General features: G+C 43.5%; 14 protein-coding genes and 1 tRNA gene. 4 read left to right on the top strand and 11 right to left on the bottom strand.

Annotated features, from left to right (window positions below; genetic code table 11):
• Positions 1-35: 35 nt before the first annotated feature.
• From IGJ42_RS06845 to IGJ42_RS06825, 5 genes are all read right to left on the bottom strand, one after another.
• The gene (locus IGJ42_RS06845; RefSeq protein ID WP_086332306.1) at positions 36-3,458 is read right to left on the bottom strand and encodes an ABC transporter permease; all 3,423 of its coding nucleotides are present in this window, start codon (positions 3,456-3,458) and stop codon (positions 36-38) included.
• The gene (locus tag IGJ42_RS06840) at positions 3,459-4,160 is read right to left on the bottom strand and encodes an ABC transporter ATP-binding protein (protein WP_086332305.1); all 702 of its coding nucleotides are present in this window, start codon (positions 4,158-4,160) and stop codon (positions 3,459-3,461) included.
• 160 nt (positions 4,161-4,320) lie between these two features.
• A complete protein-coding gene (locus IGJ42_RS06835) occupies positions 4,321-5,160 on the bottom strand; it encodes an SDR family oxidoreductase (protein WP_008381487.1) in 840 nt (279 codons plus the stop codon).
• A 122-nt stretch (positions 5,161-5,282) separates the two neighbouring features.
• Complete coding sequence (nagA, locus tag IGJ42_RS06830; protein ID WP_005236444.1) at positions 5,283-6,428, bottom strand: N-acetylglucosamine-6-phosphate deacetylase; 1,146 nt, start codon at positions 6,426-6,428, stop codon at positions 5,283-5,285.
• A 68-nt stretch (positions 6,429-6,496) separates the two neighbouring features.
• The gene (locus IGJ42_RS06825) at positions 6,497-7,342 is read right to left on the bottom strand and encodes a helix-turn-helix domain-containing protein (protein ID WP_008381491.1); all 846 of its coding nucleotides are present in this window, start codon (positions 7,340-7,342) and stop codon (positions 6,497-6,499) included.
• Between the two features lie 160 nt (positions 7,343-7,502).
• Between IGJ42_RS06825 and IGJ42_RS06820 the strand changes: the two genes are divergently transcribed.
• On the top strand, positions 7,503-7,682 hold the full coding sequence (locus IGJ42_RS06820; protein ID WP_005236448.1) for a hypothetical protein: 180 nt from the start codon (positions 7,503-7,505) through the stop codon (positions 7,680-7,682).
• A gap of 55 nt (positions 7,683-7,737) precedes the next feature.
• Here the strand turns inward: IGJ42_RS06820 and IGJ42_RS06815 are convergent, their stop codons facing one another.
• The 4 genes from IGJ42_RS06815 to IGJ42_RS06800 form a co-directional block, all read right to left on the bottom strand.
• Positions 7,738-8,955 (bottom strand): pyridoxal phosphate-dependent aminotransferase, encoded by a 1,218-nt coding sequence (locus IGJ42_RS06815; protein ID WP_005236450.1) that lies wholly within the window; start codon positions 8,953-8,955, stop codon positions 7,738-7,740.
• Positions 8,956-9,123: 168 nt separating this feature from the next.
• Positions 9,124-9,999 (bottom strand): ABC transporter ATP-binding protein, encoded by an 876-nt coding sequence (locus IGJ42_RS06810; RefSeq protein ID WP_005236452.1) that lies wholly within the window; start codon positions 9,997-9,999, stop codon positions 9,124-9,126.
• 10 nt (positions 10,000-10,009) lie between these two features.
• A complete protein-coding gene (locus IGJ42_RS06805) occupies positions 10,010-11,224 on the bottom strand; it encodes an ABC transporter permease (RefSeq protein WP_422705999.1) in 1,215 nt (404 codons plus the stop codon).
• Positions 11,221-12,333 carry a hypothetical protein gene (locus IGJ42_RS06800; RefSeq protein ID WP_086332303.1) on the bottom strand — a complete coding sequence of 371 codons (1,113 nt, stop codon included), beginning with the start codon at positions 12,331-12,333 and terminating at the stop codon, positions 11,221-11,223. The genes IGJ42_RS06805 and IGJ42_RS06800 overlap by 4 nt, the downstream gene beginning before the upstream one ends.
• A gap of 196 nt (positions 12,334-12,529) precedes the next feature.
• On the opposite strand from IGJ42_RS06800, the gene IGJ42_RS06795 reads away from it, so the two are divergent.
• The 3 genes from IGJ42_RS06795 to IGJ42_RS06785 all read left to right on the top strand — a co-directional run bounded on the left by IGJ42_RS06795 (position 12,530) and on the right by IGJ42_RS06785 (position 15,724).
• A tRNA-Leu gene (locus tag IGJ42_RS06795) sits at positions 12,530-12,612 on the top strand.
• Between the two features lie 404 nt (positions 12,613-13,016).
• Positions 13,017-14,252: an Ltp family lipoprotein gene (locus IGJ42_RS06790; protein WP_086332301.1), complete on the top strand. Its 1,236-nt coding sequence runs from the start codon at positions 13,017-13,019 to the stop codon at positions 14,250-14,252.
• 200 nt (positions 14,253-14,452) lie between these two features.
• Positions 14,453-15,724 carry a hypothetical protein gene (locus IGJ42_RS06785; RefSeq protein WP_430616035.1) on the top strand — a complete coding sequence of 424 codons (1,272 nt, stop codon included), beginning with the start codon at positions 14,453-14,455 and terminating at the stop codon, positions 15,722-15,724.
• Positions 15,725-15,816: 92 nt separating this feature from the next.
• Here the strand turns inward: IGJ42_RS06785 and IGJ42_RS06780 are convergent, their stop codons facing one another.
• A complete protein-coding gene (locus IGJ42_RS06780; RefSeq protein ID WP_005229963.1) occupies positions 15,817-16,044 on the bottom strand; it encodes a hypothetical protein in 228 nt (75 codons plus the stop codon).
• A 64-nt stretch (positions 16,045-16,108) separates the two neighbouring features.
• Positions 16,109-16,981, bottom strand: coding sequence for a VOC family protein (locus tag IGJ42_RS06775; protein ID WP_086332299.1), 873 nt, complete (start codon positions 16,979-16,981; stop codon positions 16,109-16,111).
• Between the last annotated feature and the right edge of the window lie 66 nt (positions 16,982-17,047).

Here is a 17,047-nt window from a genome sequence, read left to right as displayed (position 1 = left end):
TTTTCCAGAATGCTTCTGAAAAAAGGCTGTTTTTGTTACTCATTGGCTTTCAAGGCATCGATCATATTGACATGTTTCAACTTGAAATACATCGCGATCCCTACCACGCCTGAAAACAAGCAGGTCAATCCCGCTGCATACACATAGCTCATTGGTTCGACTGTCGGTGAAAACATGGCGATATCAACTTCGATGGTCTGTAAGACAAATTGATGCTGAAGCACCCCTAATAACAAGCCAAAACCAATACCGAAAATCGTTAAAAAGATATTCTCACGAAAGACGTACATCGTCACTTCTCGATCATAAAAGCCTAATACTTTGATAGTCGACAACTCGCGGATCCGTTCCGCTATATTGATATTGTTCAAGTTGTACAACACGATAAAGGCTAATGCCCCTGCTGACGTGATCAAGATCCAAATGACGATGTTCAAGGTTGCTGTCGTGTCATCTAAGGCATCCGCTGAAGCTGAGAGGAAGGAAACATTGATGACATTATCTTGTGCCATCAGGTCAGCTGCGATCGCTTCTTCATCTGTTTTGCTTAAGCGCTGATTGAATTTCAATAACTCACTATTGTAAGCAGGCGTTTCCTGAAAGATCTTTTCGTACGTTTCAGGTGTCAAATAAGCAAAATGGCCCGTGTAGTTTTCTGCGATGGCAGCTACCTTCAGTTGAAATTCCTCGCCGCTTTCATTCGTCAACGTTATCGTATCACCCACCGATACTCCAAACAACTTAGCAAGCTTTTCATTGATGATGGCGCCCTCTTCTTCTAGCACGTAAGCTTCTCCTGAAACCCGATCATTTAAATGGACAAATTTCGACAAACGTGCCGGCTCTTCTGGCACGGTGACGGTTACTTCTGGCTGCGTGACCCCCGGTTGAGCCAACGTCAGACTTTCGGTATGCAAAAACAACCCCTCTTCAAAGCCGTCGATTTTTTCTGCAGCAGCTTTTGTTTCACTCATTGCTTTGGAAGCCTCGTCATCAAAGGTAATCACCGCCTGATATTGCCAGATTTTCTCAAACTGCAAAGGAATGATATTGCTGATGGAATCTCTCAGGCCAAACCCAGTTAAAATCATCGATGTGCAACCAGCGATTCCTAAGATGGTCATGAGCATTCTTGACTTGTAGCGAAACAGGTTTCGCATTGTAACTTTTTGAATAAAACTTAAGTGCCGCCATAAAAAAGTGATTCTTTCTAAGAGAATTCGTTTCCCTGTTTTTGGGGCCTTTGGTCTCAACAAGGAAGCCGATGACTGCCTTAAATCAAATCGTAAAACCAGCAGCGTAATTCCGATGGTGCAAAGCAAGCTAACACCCACAGCAATCAATGAAAGCCGCAAATACCATGGGGTGTCATACTCCGTGAGATTGTAAAGCGGTCCATAAGCTTGAATGATGATTGCTGGAAAAAAGGAAAAGCCGACTGCTAAACCCAATACAGCACCTGTGATGCCTGCTGCAGAGGAATAAAGCAAAAATTTCTGTCCAATCTCCCAGTTACGATAGCCTAATGCTTTCAATGTACCAATCTCACTGCGTTTTTCATCGATCATCCGCGTCATGGTGGTTAGACTGACTAACGCTGCAATCAAAAAGAAGATAACTGGGAAAATCGTCGCTAACGAAGAAACCCGTTCCGCATTGTCTTGGTACTCTGAATAACCAGGATTCGTATCGCGGTTTTCGACACGATAAACTGCCGGTTTTAGCTCCAACAATTCCTGCTCTTTTTCAGCAACTTCTTTTTTGGCATCTTCAAGTTTTTCGCGTTCTTTTGGTGCTTTTTCTTTAAATTCGTCAAGCTTTTCTTGAAGGGTTGCTTCGTTTTCTCGGTATTCCAGCCAGCCCTTGTCTAGCAAAGACTGACCATTAGCTTGCTCAGAAGCTAAAGTCTCACGAGCAACACTCAGCTGCGATTCTCCTTGAGTGATCTGGGTCTGAGCCTGTGCCAATTCTTGGCGTCCGGCACTGACTTGGCTCCAGCCAGCGTTGACTTGCTGTTGCGCCCGTTGAAGTTGCACTTCTTGTTCATTGATTGCAGCCAGTTGTCCGCTTAATTGGGCACGTTGTTGCTCACCTTCAGCAATGAGTGGATTCAATGTATCTTCAGCTGCCGTCAGCATAGTAGCAATCATCGTTTCATCGATTTCCTCCAGATCAGGAATCGGACCAAGGACATCTGTCGGTAGGTTCAACTGTGCCAGAGCGGCTGTTACTTGTGCATAGACGGTAGGCAGCTGGGCCATTTGCTCCTCTGCAGAAAGTTGACCCACACTTCTGATTTGATCCATGCCTTGGTATGCCAGCGCAAGTTGCTCCTCCACTTGTTGGATGCCACTTTGTAGTTCTGACTTTTGTGCCGAAATGGGCGCTAACTGGGCTTGGGCTAATTTTACTTGGGCTTCTTGCTGAAGCAACGCTTGTTCGCTTTGATCCAGCAGTCGTTGGTTTTCCGCCAACGCTTGCTTACCCTCAGCTATTTTTTGTGCTTCACTATTCAACTGCTCTTGGGCAGCTTGAATTTCTGTTTGGAAAGCTGCTTCTTGTTCCGTCAGTTCCCGGTGCGCCTGCGCTAATTTTTCTTGTGCGTCGTCGAGTTCCCTTTGTGCTTCTTGCAGAGCCGTTTCTCCGTTGCGGATCTGTTCTTTGGCTTCGTCAATGGCTGGTTGTGCTTCATCGATCAGCTCTTGTCTGCGTCCTTGCGCCCGAGGAGCCAACTTTTTCTCAACTTCAGCACTTATTTGATCTCTTTTCGTCTGATACGCCACTGAATAGCTTTCCATTTGAGATAAGTCATCAAAGCGAACTAAAAATCGGGCGTACGCACTTTCTTTAAAATCCTCCTCAGGAATCACCGCAAAGTAATCCACTGTCCCATTACCAACGGTACTGTTCCCCCGATGAAAGTTCTCAATATATTCAGGACTATTGACAAAGCCCACGATCGTGAAGGTATGGGTTTTTAATTGATTTTCGCCACTTTCTGGCAACTCAAAGGATTCATCTAATTCGAAACCACCACTATTTTGTGCCGCTTGATCTAAGGCGATTTCCCCTGATTTTTGCGGCAATCGACCAGAAGTCACCTCATATTGATTGACAGGTCGATCAGTTGAAAGAGAGAAGACACGAATCACAGCACGATGATTTTCGGCATTGATATCAGCGATCTGCTCCGTCTCAACCGCTGTGACGCCAGGCATTTCCTCAATGATTTGCCGATCGGTATCCGACAACCCCAAAGTTGAAGCAATTGTAAGGTCGGCTAATTGTTGGCGAGAAAAGTAATCTTCAGCAGCTTGTTTCATATTAGGGCCGGTGGCGCTGATCCCGACAAAAAAAGCGACTCCTAAAAAGATAATGCCTAAAATGGACAAAAACCGCCCGGGTGCTTGCCTAATTTCACGTAAACTGGAACGTAATAATGTTTTTTTCATAGGCATTTACCAAGAAATAGAGGCAATTGGAATCGGATGAGTATTTTTTTCCATCTTGCGAACCTTTGCGTCATTGATATGGATCACGCGATCCGCCATGGGAGCCAAGGCACTGTTGTGTGTAATGATCAAAACGGTCGTCCCAGTCTCGCGAGCTGTTTTTTCTAAAATAGCCAAAATCTGTTTTCCCGTTTCATAGTCAAGTGCCCCAGTTGGTTCATCACAAAGCAGCAGTTTGGGCTTCTTGGCTATGGCACGAGCAATCGTGACCCTTTGCTGTTCACCGCCAGACAATTGTGCAGGAAAGTGATCCAAGCGATCACCTAATCCAACTTGGGTCAAAATCTCAGCTGCATCAAGTGCTTCGGGTACGATTTGTGCCGACAGTTCCACATTTTCTCTAGCCGTCAAGTTCGGCACCAAATTGTAAAATTGAAAGACAAATCCGACGTCTTTGCGACGATAGGTCGTTAGTTGTTTAGCATCAAAACCAGCAATATCCGTTCCATCGACAATCACTTGGCCGCTGTCACATTGATCCATCCCGCCTAGTATGTTCAAAACGGTGGACTTACCGGCGCCACTAGGACCAAGGATCAGCGCGATCTCGCCTTTCTCTACGGAAAAAGAGATGCCATCATTGGCAGCAATCACCGTATCGCCCATTGTGTATTTCTTCACTTCTTTCACTACTTCAATATAACTCATTTTATTCCTCCAAGAATTCCAGCGCCGCATGCGCTTTCTCGCTTAACAGTGTATCACACTTTTTCCCTTGAAAGAAACCGCAAAAAAGCAGCACAAGGTCGTGCTGCTAAAAAACAAGTCATTTATTCAAAGTGATCCAGATTGGCAAAAGCAAAACAAATCATTTTGTGTGGTCCGCAATTCTTTGTTGCGTTTCTTGCCATAGTTTCTGTGCTTGTTGCTGCTCCTTCGGGATCTCGGTTAGGACTGCTTGACGATCAACAAAGTAGCGGCCACTGATACCCGCAACGTCTGGACTTAGCGCTAAGTAAATCGCTGTATCTGCCCCTTCTTCGGCTGTTTTAAAAAAAGGCGTCAACATTTTATAAATAGATTGACCAAATCCTGTTTGTCGACTGACCCCTAAGCTGGTCGCCACAGCTCCCGGATGCAAGGAATTAGCAGTAACGGTCGTATTGCGTAGCTGAAACGCAAGCGCATCCGTAAATAAAATCAGGGCTTTTTTTGAGCGGCCATATTCCCGCCAAGGGAAAAAATCCGGTACATCGAAAAAGCGCTGATCCTTTTTCTTTACAAATTTGTAGGCGCCGGATGACACATTGACGATCCTGCCGGCATCGGCACGTTTTATTAGCGGCAATAACTGACGGGTCAGTTCAAAATGCCCCACGTAGTTTACGCCCAGCATTTGTTCAAATCCATCGGCTGTTCGCTCTTTTTTTAAATTGACGATGCCCGCATTATTGATCAGTACATCCAATTTCTCAAAGCGGGCGTTGATTTCAGCGGCTGACTTGCGTACGCTAGCCAACGACCCCAAATCACCGATCACTAGATCGATGCTTGGATTGCCTGTCTCTTCCTTCAAACGTTGCTGTGCTGCCTGCCCTCGTTCGGCAGAACGGCAATACAAAATCACATGCATCCCCAATTCTGCCAATTGTTTGGCTGTTGCAAAGCCCATACCGGCATTGGCGCCGGTAACTAAAATCGTCTTCAAATCCCCATCATCTCCTTCATAGGATGTCGTTTTCTTTCATCATAACTGAAAACAAAAAAATCTGCTCAAAAAACAGATCAAGAGAAGCTCTCTTCTTGTTTCTTTAAGCAGATTGTTTTATTTTACGCCTGGTAGCGGCAGACGCCATCTAAATAGGTGGCTGTTACATTCATTTCTTGATCCAAAACAATAAAGTCAGCTGGGCGACCTTGTTTGATCATGCCGCAAGCATGGTCAATTTTACAGCTGATTGCTGGAATCAAGCTGGCCATCATGACCGCTTCTTGAGGGGTAGCGATTCCCCAGTCTACTACATTTTTCACAGCTTCTTTTAGTTTCAAAATACTACCAGCAAGATTGCCAGTTTCCATTCGAGCCGTTCCATCTTTCACCACTACTGGAAATTCACCTAAAATATAATCACCATCTGGCATGCCGCCAGCCATCATACAGTCAGTGATCAAGGCAACATGGTCGTGACCAGCTTTTTCCATCAAAATCTCAGCTGCTTGAGGATGCACATGGTGGCCATCACAAATCAACTCTGAAAAAACTTCTTTTAATGAAAGTAGGGCACCAACCATTCCAGGCTCGCGATGGTTTAATCCGCGCATACCGTTGAATGCATGAACAAAAACGCTAGCACCAGCTTCAACTGCTGTTTGCGCTTCTTGTAATGTACCGTTACTATGGCCTAGAGCAACCACTACGCCTTCTTCCGTCACTTGCGAAACAAACTCACTCACACCTTCTCGTTCAGGAGCCAAGGCGATTTTTTTGATAATTCCACCAGAAGCTTCTTGCCATTCATGGAAGGTATCGATATCAGGATCACCAAAATAAATTGGATTTTGTGCACCTTTATGTTCTTCAGTAAAGAATGGGCCTTCAAAATAGATCCCTTGGATTTTTGCTCCTGTAACTTCGTCTTTGACTTTCCCAACGGTTTCAGCAACATCCCGCAACCGTTCTTTGCTGGATGTTAAGGTTGTTGGCAAGAAGGAAGTCACACCACATGATAAAAGGCCTTCCGACATGGCTTTAATGCCTTCTGCATCGTTGTCCATCACATCATGGTTCATAAATCCGTGGATATGAGTATCCACAAGACCCGGTGCTACCCATTTGCCTGAATAATCTTCTACGTCTGCACCAGAAGGGACTTCATCGACGATCGCTCCGAATTTCCCCTCTTTGACCTCCAGGTAACCAGGGCCATGAACCGCTGATTTTAGAAAGAATTTGTCTGCGTAAATATATTTATTCATCTTGATCGCTCCTCTATTTCTTTTCTTCCTTAAAAGTACTCTTATTTAGGGAAGAAGTCAAGAAAGGTCTACACCACTTTGTCAGATTGGCGAATATCCATGACAGCACGATACAGCTGAAAACTTTTTTCGGCTGCATTTTCTTCTTTCAGTCTATAAAGTAAGTGTCCCTTCAGTTCAAACAATTCTTCTAGAAAATACAAACTGTTCTTTTCTCTGGCTAAGGAAATGCCTTCGTTCGTTACCTTTAGCGCGAGGCAATCTTCTTGTTGCTCCTTTAAAAAGACCGCATAATTGTAGTAAATTTTGGTCAATGATGTGGAGAGACGTTCCGGTGGCAATGCGTGCATGGCATCGTATGCTTTTTCTAAGTAAAAACGAGCTTCACCCAGTTGCAGCAAATCACTATAGACGCGACCCATGCAGCTCAGGATACGAATTTCCATCACCGACACATTGGTCTTATCCTGTTGATAGGAATAGGCCAATCCTTTTTTCAGCGCCTCAAGGGCGGCATCATAGTTTTGATCGAGGAAATAATCACAGCTGCCTAGATAGTAGTAATACATTTGCATATCTGAATCCAGATACAAATAATCCTTGATCGCCTTATCTTCCATTTTTTCCCGCATTTCTTGAAACTGCTTATGGACAAAATGTGATTCGATTTCGGCAAAGATTTGATTGGTTTTGTTGATCTCTTCCGAATGAAGCATCATTACTTGATCTAAGGTGACTCCTAAGCGTTGGCAGATTTGATACATCACCCAGACATTCGGCAACTCTTCGTTGTTTTCAATACGGCTTAAAACACTTTGCGAACAAATATCTTCCGCTAACATCTTCTGTGTCATCTTTCGTTTCAACCGAATCGAACGGATATTTTGACCAAAAGATTCTTCTTTTTTCTTCATAATCGTCCTCCAGGGGGAATTCTTATAAAAACCGAACGTTTCTTGTCAAAAATGCGAATTCGCATTTTTAATTTTCTTTATTTTAGCACATAATGACAAAAAGGAAAGCAATTTCAAGAATGTCTTGTTATTTTTCCACAATTTCAAATGAGGTGTTAAGATGACGATCGACAGTACGATCTTTTTTACATGGGATGGCAAGAAGTATCAAGGGATCATCGAACGAGAATATGAGAACTCTGTTCTGGTTCAAGTCACCGATCCTAGTGCTGAAATGCTGGATAAATTTACCAATCGAATGATTGTGAGCAAAAAAATTTGTCAACCAGTTGCCGAATAAAAACATAAGCACCACTCCCTCACGGTTGTTGAAGGAGCGGTGCTTTTTTATATTTTTATTTCTGACGATAGGACGCCAAAAATTCTGTCATTTTTTCAGCAGTCGTTTTTAAGTCTTCCATATTAGGAAGATAAACGATTCGGAAATGATCTGGCTGTTGCCAGTTGAACCCACCGCCGTGAACCAGCAAGATGTGGTGCTCGTGTAAAAAGTCTAAAACAAATTGTTCATCATTGGTGATATTAAAGCGTTGAATATCAATTTTAGGGAAAATATAAAAGGCGGCTTTCGGTTTCACCGCTGACAATCCCGGAATGTCATTGATTGCCTTGTGGATAAACGCTCTTTGTTCATAAATACGACCACCTGGTAATAGTAACTCATCAGAACTTTGATAGCCTCCTAATGCGGTCTGAACGATTTGTTGCGATAAGACATTCGAACACAGTCGCATCGAAGATAGCATATTCAAGCCTTCGATATAGTCTTTCACATGGGACTTGTCGCCACTGAGGACCATCCAGCCCACACGGAAACCTGCCACTCGATGAGACTTAGACAAGCCACCTAGCGTCACAACGAATCGATCTGGCGCTAATGTAGCAATCGGCACATGGACATAATCATCCATGACTAACCGGTCATAGATCTCATCAGAGAAAATGATCAAGTCATGCTCACGAGCAACGTCGACGATTTGCTCCAAAATTTCTTTTGGATAAACGGCTCCTGTTGGATTGTTCGGATTAATAATGACGATCGCTTTGGTTTTGCTGGTGACCTTGGCTTTGATGTCCTCGATATCAGGATTCCAATCTGCTTGTTCATCACAAATATAATGGACGGGCTTTCCGCCAGCTAATGAGATCGAAGCAGTCCACAAAGGATAGTCAGGCATCGGCACTAACACTTCATCCCCATTGTTGCACAAACCTTGCATGCACATCGTGATCAGCTCGGAAACACCATTACCTGTGTAAATATCATTGATGGTCACATCAGGAAATTTCTGTAATTGATAATATTGTTCGATCGCTTTACGGGCAGAAAAAATCCCTTTCGAATCAGAATATCCTTCCGATTCTCGCACGTTCATAATCAGGTCTCTAACGATCTCATTTGGGGCTTCGAACCCAAAAGGCGCGGGATTCCCCGTATTTAATTTCAAGATACTGATGCCTTCTTCTTGCATCCGATCGGCTTCTTCTAAAACTGGGCCGCGCACATCATAACTGACCCCTTCAAGTTTTGACGACTTCGAAAATTTCTTCATATTCCATTTCTCCTTTAACCATAGGTCAACGTCAGGTTATTGGTTCTCGTCGTTGATCTCTTTTCAGATTGAACCTATTATAGCAAAAAACTTTTACCTATGGCGAAATTTTTTTGCTTCTCCTTCATCTGTGCTTGTCCCGCTCTCATCTCGTAAATAGTGCGACAGTCAGTAATTTTCAGGAAAATACGTCAAATACAATTCATTTAGTGCCAAGTGCCCCACAGAAAAATCAGTGATCCCTGCAGCGATAAACCGTTGCGGTAGCTGAGGATCGCTGATTTCTATCAGATAGATCCGTCCTTGCAGATCGATGGTCACCGTCGTTAATTCTGGAAAAGCCACCAAAAAATCTGCCGAGTCCGTTTTTAAGTACAACGGTTGATTGACTAACGACTTGCGACCAAAGTATTCGTGAATGATCTTGCCGTCTTTTAAAAACAAGACCCGATCCGCGTAGGAATCCAAATTCGTCAAAATATGCGAAGCAATCACGATCGCTTTCTTTTGCGCTCGCAAGGCTTTTAATACGTTAGAGATCAATTCCACATTGGTCGGATCCAAGCCATTCATGACTTCATCCATCAGCATATAAGGCGTATCCGTCACGATCTGCATCGCAAAACAAAGACGTTGCCGCATGCCCAGCGAATAGGTACCCACAGGACGTTTGATATAGTCACTCATCCGCAAACGATCAATCGTTTCTTCCACTAAGTGTTCCTCTGAACGCCACATTCGCTGATACAGCTTGAGATGCTCGAAACCACTCAAATCATTGTACAAATCATTTTGGTCAGGAAAAAACGAAATTTGTTGATGCGCTGCCACTTCTGATTTTTTGGTCACATATACTTGACTGCCATTCAAAAATACTGCGCCTTCATTCGGCTGGATGAAATTCATCGCCACATTCAATAGCGTGGATTTCCCGGTGCCGTTAGGGGCGACTAACCCGACGATTTCCCCGGGAGAAAAGGCAATGGAAAGCTGATCCAATACTTTTCTCGTATACGTGACCGTCACATTTTTCAGTTCTAACATATCGTTCCTCCTATGCCAAATGAAATTTTTTGCGTTGGATCGTCACGAAGAAACACATTTCGATCAGAAGCCAAACGCCTCCTAATAAAAACAACCCTTTTTCCATCGTAAACCCTGCAGAACCAAAATAAAAACGTGTCCAGCCTGAAAGGACTTGTCCCACATTTTGATACAGATAGACATACAGCGTTTTATCAAGGTAAGCACTGAACCAACGTCTTTGGAAAATATAGGGTGAAAGCAAGCAAAAACCAGCCAAAAGCAAATTAACCAGTTCTGAGCGAAACAGGGCACTGAACAACAAGATGCCGCGACAATAAATAAACTGCAAAAAAAGCGTCGCAAGAAAACATTGGCCTATAAAAAGACCGATGGCTTGTGTTTCAAAAGCGTTGAAATCTGTGATCGGGTAGCGGGCATCAAATGTCGGTGATAAAATCGTGACCGGTAGTTCCAGGGAACCAAAGCCGAATTGAATACCAGAACCCAACCAGAGAAAGAACATGGTCCCAAGCGTTGCAATTGCAGAACCGACCATCAATACTGCCGTTTTGCTCCAAAGGATCTCTTCTGCCGATAATGGCAGTGAAAGAAATAGGGATTTATGTCTTCGTTCTTTTGGTAAGCAATCGATCGCCAAAAATAAAGAAACAGCAAGCAATAGAATCGGTAAATATCCAGTAAAACTTCGCTGCAATGCCTGTATCCCCGTTTTTTGCTCCATGACTGCTTGCGAGAGTTTCTTATTCGGCAACTGGCTGAAGGCTTCCATAAGCTTAGCGGTTGAAGCATAACCAAAGCGACCGTCATAGGCAGCGTAGTAATTTTGAAACGTATAATAATCCGGTGTATAAAAAACATTTCGTTCATCGGTAAACTGCAATGCCAACTGGTACCACGTAGTTGTTCCTCGTGCATAAGCTTGCCAGTTTTCATCAGCTAGTGCATCTAATCGTTGTTTTTCCGCTTCATTCCATGGGGTAAACATTTCAACTGCTAAGCTTGCCGACCAATGGTCAGAAGGATTGGCTGCTTGTTGATCAAGAAAATCTTGTCGCACAGTATAGCGTTGTTGCATTTCTGTTTTATCTACTCGTTCAATCGGGCGAAAATCTTTTTGCCAAAAACTGTAAACGCCGCTATAGATAAGAAGCAAGCAAAAAAGACCAATAGTTTTCTTGCTCTTTAAGAGTTGTCGTAATTCAAATAAAAAATAGTCTTTCATCCTTTGCCTCCTCTCAACAAGTGATTCTGTTTATCCGCAACGAGCATCAAAGCTATACAAAGGAAGATCCACACCACCGTCAGCAGCCAACTAGCATAGACTCCCCAAGAAGTACCAGAACCCAATGCAAAGGCGCCCGAATAAAATTTATCCATAGCAGCTATATGAACTGGTAACAGTGGGATCTTTTGCAGCATCGGAATCAAGCCGAGCCCATAAAAAAGCACCAGCAAAAAGAAAGAGACGTATCGATTGGCTGCGATCATGTTCATGACAAAACCTAAGCATTCGATCAAACCAATCAGCAAGCCAAAAGAAACCAGGCTATATAAAACGCTCTGCCAAAAAGGTAAGGCTACCCAATCCCCATTGAGATAGACGGCTACTGGATATTGCCAATCCCCGAACTCCCCCAGAAGGCTCATTGAAAGAAAGACGCCTAAGAAGAACACAATCAAAACGCCTAAATTTGTAATCCCTTTAACCACAATTTTACTTAACATCCGAATCGGAAAAATCTGCGGGTACGAGCGAATCAAAGAGAAGTGTTCTCTTTCTTCTATCAAATTGTCACTGGCAAAAAAAGCCCAAAAGAAGAAGCCAAAATTCAGCAAAAACGTTATTGCCAAAGCGACAGCGGTCTGGGCATTGGCAGCAGTGAGGACCGGCTCTTTTTCTTGCTCGACTAAAGCTTGATAGACCTTCTGATCTTGTTCGATTGCCCATAAAGGTGGCAAAAATCCTTTGTCATCAACTTCTGACGCCCAAATCTGCTTTTTTAGTTCTGCAATTTGAATACTCGTTTGATTAAATCGTTCGTATTCTTCCATAATCAAGTTGGATAACTGTCGCGAAGTCAGTGTATTGTTTTCAAGCAAAAGTTGATACACCTCTTGTTCAGCAGGTGAACCCGACTGATTGGCTTGGTAGCGATCAACAAGCCGTGAGGCTTCCGCTTTTTCTGCAGTGATCGTGGCGGGTAAGTTGATAGGTTCCATCAGCTTCAAATAAATGGAAAAACAGCAACCTAAACTAAAGGCACCAATGAGCAGGAAGAGGAACGTTTTCTGTTTGACAGATTTAGCTAACTGGTTTTTAAAGTAGTTCATTTGCTCTCCTCTCAAAAAAATAATTATTCATTCTTTTAGCATACCTTTTATGGAAAAAAATGCAATCTAAAGTCTGAAAATTCTTTCAAATAGCATTAGGAAAAGTTATTGACAAACCTGTTGAAAATCAGGTAAGATATTTTCTAGACGCGGCGTGACAGAACTACCTCAGCCTGCGTTTCCTTCTATAGTATTTGCGGAAATGACGGAATGGCAGACGTGCAAGATTGAGGGTCTTGTGAGCAATCGCTCGTGTGGGTTCAAATCCCATTTTCCGCATCCTTACAGCTTCCCCATTATGGGAAGCTGTTTTTTTGTTTGCTCAAAAGATTCCCCATGGTGATCCTTCGATGAATTCTTTCGATCGCTTTGATCTTGAGCGTCTACTCCTAGAAAGTTGATACGAAGCTTCCTTTCCCAAATGTAAAAATCGATAAAAACTCTTTTATCATTGCATTTCACACTATTTTTCATATAAAATGAATAATATAACAATTATTCTCAAAAGCTGGTTCGATGCTCCGCTTTTTCTTATTGGCGGATCAGAAACAGTTGCCTGAATTTACTGGTGATGAAAAATCTTTTCAGCATTTTTCCCATTCACCTTCTCTCCTCCTTCCCCCAGATAAACAAACCTCTTCCGACCGTTTTCTCAGTTACTTTCGATAGAAAGAAGGAGCCTAATGAAAAAAAGAGTACTGATCACCCTATTGTCATTCGTTATTTTGCTTATCGGTTGCGCAAAGGCAGATGAAGAACTGTCAGAGACCGTTGCACTTGGCATCGACGCACGACTGGAATATACAAACCAATCCGGAACAGGCTGGGCCTATTATCACCCAGCAACCTTAGAGTTGTTGATTGCCGGCAGTCAAGCCGAATTGGCTATTTTGGAAGAGCTTGATTCTTCCGACGAAGATCTTTATCAGTTAATCAGCCACACAATTGATTTGATGGCAACCGCTGAACGAGCGTTAGTGGAGCGTCGGATCAATGTCCCTGCTTGGTTTGCTGCTCGCATTGGTTATAGCCAGGCTCTGGCTGCGATTCATGAACGGAGCCCTATCATTCTCAGTAATCAAGACAACCTCAACAGTCTACTAGAGGTAGCAAACGAAACGATTCCTGAAGCCGATCCACGGGAAAAGCTGGGGCTTTTGGCAGACGATATCGAGCAGCTTCAGCAGCTCACAGAAGATGCGCTTACTCTTCATCGCACAATCGAACTTGACGATGGACTCACTGCCACTGTTTACCACACAAGCGAAACGAATGTTGACGTCTTCGTTTTTGCGATGCCCGATGAGGAGTACGCATCTGGGTTTACTGTTCTGAATCGGGAAACTGCCGACGAGCAAAAAGCTGCATTCTATGAAACGATTTTACGAGGGCTGGTCGTAAATATTCCTCGTGAATCATTGATGTTTATGAATCGATTCGATCAATCTTCAGATGAACATCAGCTGGCTGTGATGACCTATTGCTTTGATCATGACATTGATCAAGACATGGTCACTACCGTGTATCAACAGCTTCAAGAAGCAAACGCAAAACAAGAAGCAGCTACGGCTTTGCAGCAAGAGCAAAGCCAGCAAAACCAGGACGAACAAACTCAGACCGAGAATGAAGGAGCTTCAGAACAAAGACGAGCGATCGCACGTGCCGAATCCTATACGAACCTCATGGCTTTCTCACGTGCACGATTGATCCAACAATTAGAATTTGAAGGGTTTACCCATAATGATGCGCAATGGGCAGTTGATCAGCTCACGATTGATTGGAACGAGCAGGCGTTGAAGAAAGCAAATAGTTACCATTCCTTGATGAGTCTTCCTCCAGACAACATTCGCCGGTTATTGACTTTTGAAGACTTTTCAGAAGAACAAATCGACTACGCAATGACAAACATGGGTAACTAAAAACTAGCGAAGAAAAGGACATCGCGATGCCCATATGCTGTTGTAGTGACCTCAAAAAGTTAGGTTTTTTGGTCTAACTTTGGGGGCTCAGTTGATGTCCCTTGTATTGTGGCTATGTTTATACCCAAGAAAGTGCTCGATCTGATGCGTTCATTCGAACAAAATGGCGAAGTTTACCAGAGTCCCCGAGGAGGAGAAAAATGAAAAAACAAGTTTTGTTGCCATTATTACTGATACTATCCCTGATTTCAGGATGTGGGACGATAAATTTAGCAAGTCCTGAGGAACTTTCTGAGCGCATCGGCGCCGCTTTGGATGCAGGTTGGGAACATACCTATCATGCAGAAAATCTGACTTATGAGTTAAGTATTGACAATCTCGAACTGATGATTCGAGGCAAAGAAGCAGAATTGGCCTTTCTAGAGCAGGTCAACAGCAATTCAGAACACAAGGCAGCATTCATTGAAAACACGGAAAAAATGGTTGAACTCGCCCAAGAAGCGATTGATGCTCGCCATTTGGATATGCCGAGTTGGGTTGCCGCTCGAAATGGCCGTGTCGAAGCCTTACTTGCCCTCCATGAGGAAAGCCCCATCATCGTCAGTAGACGAGCAAAATTGCAAGAATTATTCAATGAATACGAAGAAGATTTGGCACTAGTGACAGCTAGGGCAAACACTCCACTTGCCGATGAAGAAGCGTTCAATGAAGATACACGAGAAAAGCTTGGTTTGACGCCTGATACACTTGAACGTTTACACCAACAAAGCGACGACCAAGATATCGAGTGGCAGACCACTATTGATTTGGTGAACGGCGTGACCATGAATGTCTTTTCAACAAAACATGAGCCAGTGGAGATTCTCACATTTACGAATGCTGGTGAGACCTACCCTTCCGCAATCACTTTGTTTAATGGGCAAACGACGGAAATCGTTCCCGAGATAATGACTCCTTACGAAGCCGTTTCCGCTTATTTTTATGAAATTGCCGATGCTGTTTATGAAACGATTCCAGTCGGTTATCGATTTCTGGTTGAATCACTATGGCTTGAACTGGAAAACGACAATCGTTTTCAATTTAGAACCTACGTGTTTGATAACGAATTGACCGAGGAAACGATTTTAGCAGGGTTTCATCTCGCCCCGACTGTAGCAGCACGCTATGAGCGCGAAAACAATGCGACAGAACGAGAACGTGAAGCTTTTTTCCTCGTTAGAGCGCAAGGAAATCGTCGCTTTTATTCAAAACAAGAGATGGCAGAACTGTTAGAAACAGAAGGTTTCACTGCGGAGGAAACACAATGGGCACTAGAGACCCTTGACGTAGATTGGTATCGCCATGCTTTAGGGCGTGCCAATCAATCCCGCCGGGTGTTAGGGATCCGTCAAAGAAATATGGCTGCTCATCTTGAAGGGAACGGCTTCTTACCTGATGAGATCGAATTTGCGATTGAAAACATGGACAATTAGTATGTAGTGGACGAGACAGACCAAATTTCCCATTTTTTCTTAGCGTAAACAAAAAACCGACCAATCTTCCTGTTTAAGATTGGCCGGTTTCTTTATTTTTTGGTTTTGATTGGTACCATGGCTTTGCGCCGATGCTGCTTCATTATTGCTTGAAGACCATAGACACCAACTCCGATAATTCCTGCAAAAGCCGAAAAAGCAATAAAAATCACAGGAGACGCCCCACTTTCTATTAATTGTTTCCCTTGGACAAAGAAAAATAAGCCCATGCTGATCAATAATGCTAGAAATAGTGATTGTCCCGCCCCGTTTTTTTTCATGCTTGCTCTCCTTTTACTTGATTATAGGTTATTCTCTCATTTCATGAATGAAAAAACCTCCATCTTAAGGCTGATTCTTTCTTTCGATGATCAGATTGATCCCATTCGGATCAGTCAAATGCAAGCGGCTGTCTGTTTCTAACTCATAAGAAACGCCACTTGCCTTTAGATGACTTCGTAACGTAGAAAAAGCCAAAGCTGGCAAAACGATCGTAAAGTACGCTAAACCTAGATCCTTTTCCTCCATAGCTGGAACATTTCTTCCCATCCAAATATTCGATCCGATATGGTGATGATACGAACCAGCAGCAAAAAACTTTGCTTGGCTACCAAAATCTGAAGTCAAACGCATGCCTAAAACTTCGGTGTAGAATTCTTCTGTTTTTGCCAGATCCGCCACTTTCAAATGGACATGCCCCACCGTGGTGCCAACTGGAAAAGTCGTTTGTGATCGGTCAGCGGCTCCCAGCACGCCTTGCGCGTCCATTTCGATAGTAACGCCTACGATCTCGCCGTCTGCTCGAATATCCCATTCACTCTTCGGTTTGTCACGATACACTTCGATCCCGTTTCCTTCTGGATCGGTCAGGTATAACGCTTCACTATACCCATGATCGCTAGCACCATCCAGAGGGGCTTTGGCCTCCAAATAATGAATCAGCATATTTCCTAGGTCTTTACGGCTAGGCAAAAGAAACGCCGTATGGAAAAGTCCTGTTTTCCGTGTCAAAGGCAACGGATCACTTACCTTCTCTAGGACTAAAAGCTCTTGTGTCCCCACGCCCAATCGCGCGTGATCTACACTTTGCTCCAATAAAGTCAGGCCGATCACGTCCGAATAAAACTGGCTCATTTTTTCCATATTCGCTACTTTTAAAACGACTTTGCCAATTGCGGCTGTTGCATCGATTTGATAGGTTGATTGAATCATTGTCATCGCTATTTCCTCTTTTCTAAACAGTTAAGTTCACTTGTACCTTTAAGTATAACACTAACTTTTAGT

This window comes from Enterococcus sp. DIV1067f, from assembly GCF_050543505.1.
GTDB classification, from domain to species: Bacteria; Bacillota; Bacilli; order Lactobacillales; family Enterococcaceae; genus Enterococcus_D; species Enterococcus_D entomosocium.
Note: the sequence above shows the minus strand (reverse complement) of the source record. Positions and strands in the feature narration are given on the sequence as shown.